This is a genomic window from Alteromonas sp. AWQ4_252 (genome assembly GCF_056158205.1).
In genome coordinates this window covers 1-4,311 of record NZ_JBSWSV010000004.1, presented here as the reverse complement: position 1 = coordinate 4,311, position 4,311 = coordinate 1, and the positions used below count along the sequence as shown (strand labels likewise).

General features: G+C 53.4%; 4 protein-coding genes and 1 pseudogene. 4 read left to right on the top strand and 1 reads right to left on the bottom strand.

Annotation, left to right across the window (positions count from 1 at the left end; all coding sequences use genetic code 11):
- From ACXACM_RS20350 to ACXACM_RS20335, 4 genes and pseudogenes are all read left to right on the top strand, one after another.
- A partial coding sequence (locus ACXACM_RS20350; protein ID WP_474824469.1) for a hypothetical protein occupies nt 1-207 on the top strand: 207 nt, incomplete at its 5' end.
- Nucleotides 208-325: 118 nt separating this feature from the next.
- A complete protein-coding gene (locus ACXACM_RS20345) occupies nt 326-844 on the top strand; it encodes an NAD(P)H-dependent oxidoreductase (protein WP_474824472.1) in 519 nt (172 codons plus the stop codon).
- A gap of 183 nt (nt 845-1,027) precedes the next feature.
- Nucleotides 1,028-2,217, top strand: a pseudogene (locus ACXACM_RS20340) (cation:proton antiporter domain-containing protein).
- A complete protein-coding gene (locus ACXACM_RS20335; protein WP_474824467.1) occupies nt 2,186-2,767 on the top strand; it encodes an NAD-binding protein in 582 nt (193 codons plus the stop codon). The pseudogene ACXACM_RS20340 and the gene ACXACM_RS20335 overlap by 32 nt, the downstream one beginning before the upstream one ends.
- 40 nt (nt 2,768-2,807) lie before the next feature.
- Here ACXACM_RS20335 and ACXACM_RS20330 read toward each other — a convergent pair whose 3' ends face one another.
- Nucleotides 2,808-3,149 (bottom strand): LysR substrate-binding domain-containing protein, encoded by a 342-nt coding sequence (locus ACXACM_RS20330; RefSeq protein WP_474824470.1) that lies wholly within the window; start codon nt 3,147-3,149, stop codon nt 2,808-2,810.
- Nucleotides 3,150-4,311: the final 1,162 nt, after the last annotated feature.

Genomic DNA, 4,311 nt, shown 5'->3' with positions numbered 1-4,311 from the left:
TGCAGTGCTCCACAGGTCGTTCAATGCAGCTATGCGCTTGCCTGCGGTAGTCCGATCACATTGAAGATTATTGGTTATCGATTTTTTGCGAGCGAATTGATAGCTGACTATAAACAGGAAACAGCTGATCTAAATCATTTGCCGCTTAACATGCGACGTAACAGCATTGACGATCACGTTGTTGCCAAGCACTTGCGCTCATGGTAGTGCCTGCGAAATATCGAGAAATTTAAATATTTTGCCAAAACCAATGGCACGGAAAACCAGAGATGAAAAAGGTTCTCATTCTATACGGGGCATCCGCGCAATGACCGCTCTGAGATGAATTTCCCGATGTGCAGCCATCGCCCGTTCCCTTGATGGTGTCACGCTCGTCGACCTTTACGCCGAATACCCAACCTTTGATATTAGTGTAGAAAAAGAGCAACAGAGATTGCTCGACCATGACATTGTGGCATTCCAACATCCACTCTATTGGTATTCCGTACCTGCACTTCTAAAGGAATGGCAAGATCTCGTGCTGGAACACGGTTTCGCCTACGGCTCTCACGGTACAGCTCTCGCCGGGAAACTCTTTTTCAATGCAGTGACTTGCGGAGCCAGCCGGTCGGCCTATCGTCCCGACGGGGCTTATCGGCGTGAACTGCGAGACCTGCTGGCACCTTTCGAAGAAACTGCCCGCTTGTGCAAAATGCGGTTTCTTCTTCCCTTTGAAATATATGCGTCCGGACATGCGCGTGAGGATGGACGGCTGGAAAAACATCTGGCTGACTACCACCGGCTCTTGGTTGCGCTCGTTAATGACCGTGTGGATCTCGAGCGGGCGGAACGGGCAACAGTCTAGCCGAAGATCTGGATAACATACTACTTCCAGATGTTTCGGAGGCAGCATCATGAGCCTGCTGCAAGATGCCTTTGTTTATTTGGTCGCTGCAGTCATAGCGGTTCCGATTGCCAAGCGTTTGGGTCTTGGTTCCGTTCAGGGTATCTGATCGCAGGCATTGTTATTGGTCCGTTGTTGGGGGTCGTGGGCTCTGAAACCGAAAAAGTAAAACACTTCGCCGAGTTCGGTGTTGTAATGATGTTGTTCCTCGTTGGACTTGAGCTTCAGCCTACCATGCTTTGGAAGATGCGTGCCAAGCTCTTGGGGCTCGGCGGGCTTCAAGTGCTCCTGAGTACAGCGCTAATCGGGGGGCTCGGCGTTGCCTTTTCGCTTCCATGGCAAACTGCGCTTGCCATTGGTATGACGCTCGCACTTTCGTCAACTGCGATTGTCCTGCAAACACTCAATGAAAAGGGGCAGATGAAGACAGTCGGGGGACAGTCGTCTTTCTCCGTGCTGCTTTTTCAAGATATTGCCGTCATCCCGATGCTAGCAATATTGCCATTGCTGGCCGTCTCTCACGCTCTGGGTGGAGATGGCAGCCACACAGCGCAGACGGGGCACAATGGGCTTTCAGCTTTGCCCGGATGGCTCCAAGCACTCGTTATTCTTGTTGTAATTGCCGCGATTATCGGCACTGGGCGCTACTTGATACGGCCAGTTTTCCGCTTCATAGCAGAGGCAAAGTTGCGGAGATCTTTACGGCAGCCGCTCTGTTGTTGGTGATAGGAATTGCTTTGCTCATGGAGGCCGTAGGCCTTTCGCCGGCACTGGGGACATTCCTCGCCGGGGTCGTATTGTCGGATAGTGAATACAGACATGAGCTCGAAAGTGATATTGATCCGTTCAAGGGGTTGCTACTTGGCCTCTTCTTCATTTCTGTGGGAGCGGGCGTAGACTTCGAGCTGCTTTTTGGTGCGCCTGGAACAATCTTCGGGCTCGCGTTGGGCATTCTATCACTTAAATTTATTGTGCTTTACATACTCGCTGTGGGCTTCAGGTTGCCAACAGCTGACAGATGGCTTTTCTCGCTGGGGCTGGCTCAGGCTGGTGAGTTTGCGTTTGTTTTATTCGGCTTTGGATTAAGCGCAGGCGCAATCCCTCCAGACCTTGCCAAGATGCTGACGCTCGTTGTGGCCATTACAATGCTCATCACACCTGCGCTGTTCATATTGCATGACAGGGTTATCGCACCGCGTTTGGTCGAGGAAAATCAGCGAAAAGCCGACACCATTGACGAAACGGGTCCCGTGGTTGTGGCCGGTGTTCGGGCGATATGGCCAGGTCGTGGCCCGGCTTCTCATGAGCTCAGGCTACAAGGTCATCGTTCTTGACCATGATCCTCAAGAGATCGAAGCACTTGGCCGCGTAGGCATCAAGACCTTTTACGGAGACGCGTCCCGCCCTGACCTCTCCCACGCCGCAGGCTTGGAAGAAGCAAAGCTGTTTGTCGCTGCAATTGATAACCGCGACCAACAAACCCTGATGGTGGAGCATGTTGCCAAGACTTATCCGCATTTGAAAATCGTTGCACGAGCTTTCGATCGGCATCATGTTTACGAGCTTGAGATCGCAGGGGCCCATGTTGCCGAACGGGAGCTGTTTGAAAGCTCCATAACCATGGGGCGAAAGGCACTTGTGTTATTGGGTCTGCATCCTTTTCTTGCAGAGCGGAAGTCACGGGCGTTTCGTTCGCATGATTTGGAAACTTCGGACCAGCTTCGTGATCGATGGATCACCGAGGGCGTTGATCAGCACTACCTTGACACAATCAAATCACGCGGAGAGCAGCTCTTGGATGTCATGAAGCTGGATAACAACGAGGTCGCGAGACAGGCTGATGATGGTTGGCTACCACCGCCCAAGGGAGATGCAAGCAGCTGATCTTTGTGAACTTGCGGGCCTGTCTTCGGGACGCACTTGGTTATAACGGGTGGACTTGGTCACGATCGGGAAGCCTGAGAGGCTTGAGGAAATCTATGAAGGACCGCAGCGGTGTGATGCTGCGGTATTCCTTTGGAAAGTACAGGTGCAGTGCCGCGAGATCTATGCTGAATTCCTTGAGGAGTTCAACAAGGGTGCCATTCTTTTGGTCCGCGGTCGTCAAGGCGCGTGGCATGTAGGCAAGACCGACACCTGATCGCGCTTGCTCAAGCAGCACACGCAAACTGTTTGTCACCATATTGCCGCTCACATTTGCGGTAGTGCGGCCACCGTCCGTTTTAAATGTCCCAATCGGCGAACTTTCGCGATGTCTGGTAGCGATATTCGCAAGCAGTTGTGCCCAAGAAGCTCGCGAGGATGGTCGGGTACGAAAGTGGTCTTCAAATATGAAGGGGCGGCAACCACACTGGTCTTCAGGGGACCGGTAAGCGGAATGGCAACCATATCCTGCTGGATTAGATCGCCAAACCTGATGCCAGCGTGAAATCCTTCGCCGATAACATCTCCTGCCTACCGCCTGTTGCTTCGTTCAGTTACGTATTGCTAAGGTTAATCAATTCAGAAGGGAAAGCAAGGTCAGCACCTATCATAAGGGGACGGCAGCATGAATAGGATGAAGACCCTGCTAGCCGGAGCGGCCGCTACATCGTAGGCAAAGGTTTCAGGGTCGGTTGCCCGTGCCGAACGCGGCGCTGACGGAGCACGGTCGAGATCCATGACCTGGCAGGCCGTGTCCACCATGAACCCCTTCCTGCCCGCATGGCACGATAGGAAGTCTATCGCCAGTCATCGCGATGGTCGATCGAGCGGTGCTACCGGCACGAAACCACGAAGATAAGTGCGACGCGCGGTCCATGTGCTCAGCAACAGCGATTCCGCACGCTCGAGAACGGCGGCTTATGTCACAACCCACCTGGCTCGGCGACCGACTGTTCGACAAAGCGGTGCCCCACCAGCCCGTGACCTGCTACCAGGATGGTCGGATGCGGCGCCGATGTTGTCACCGCCGAACCCTTTTCAGAGTCCAAAAAAAGGCCCATGACCAGCTATCTGGTCATGGGCTTCGTTGCCTGTAGCACGTTCTTTCGTGCGCGAATTAGCCGCACAGTACCGATCGTGGGAATGCCTCTGTTGTGAGCCAATGCGCAAACGCACGCCACTGCCATTATTCTCGTACTGTGATCGATGCCACTGGCTCGATCACCATGGATGGCATGACATCCTTCGATGCCAAATGCCGACGGACATTGGGGTTCAATAGGTTAACGTGACACGGGCGGCTGCCAACAGCCGCCCCTTGAGCACTCAACAGTCGCACAATGCGCTCGGTCATGGGCAACCGACCCTGAAACCGCCACGTAAAGCCGCCGCGCCTGCGATAACGTCAGGATCTTCAACTTCACGTTCATGCTGCTGACACCCTTATCTGCCTTAGGTGCTGACCTTGCTTTCCCTTCTTGATTGATTAACCTTAGCAATACGTG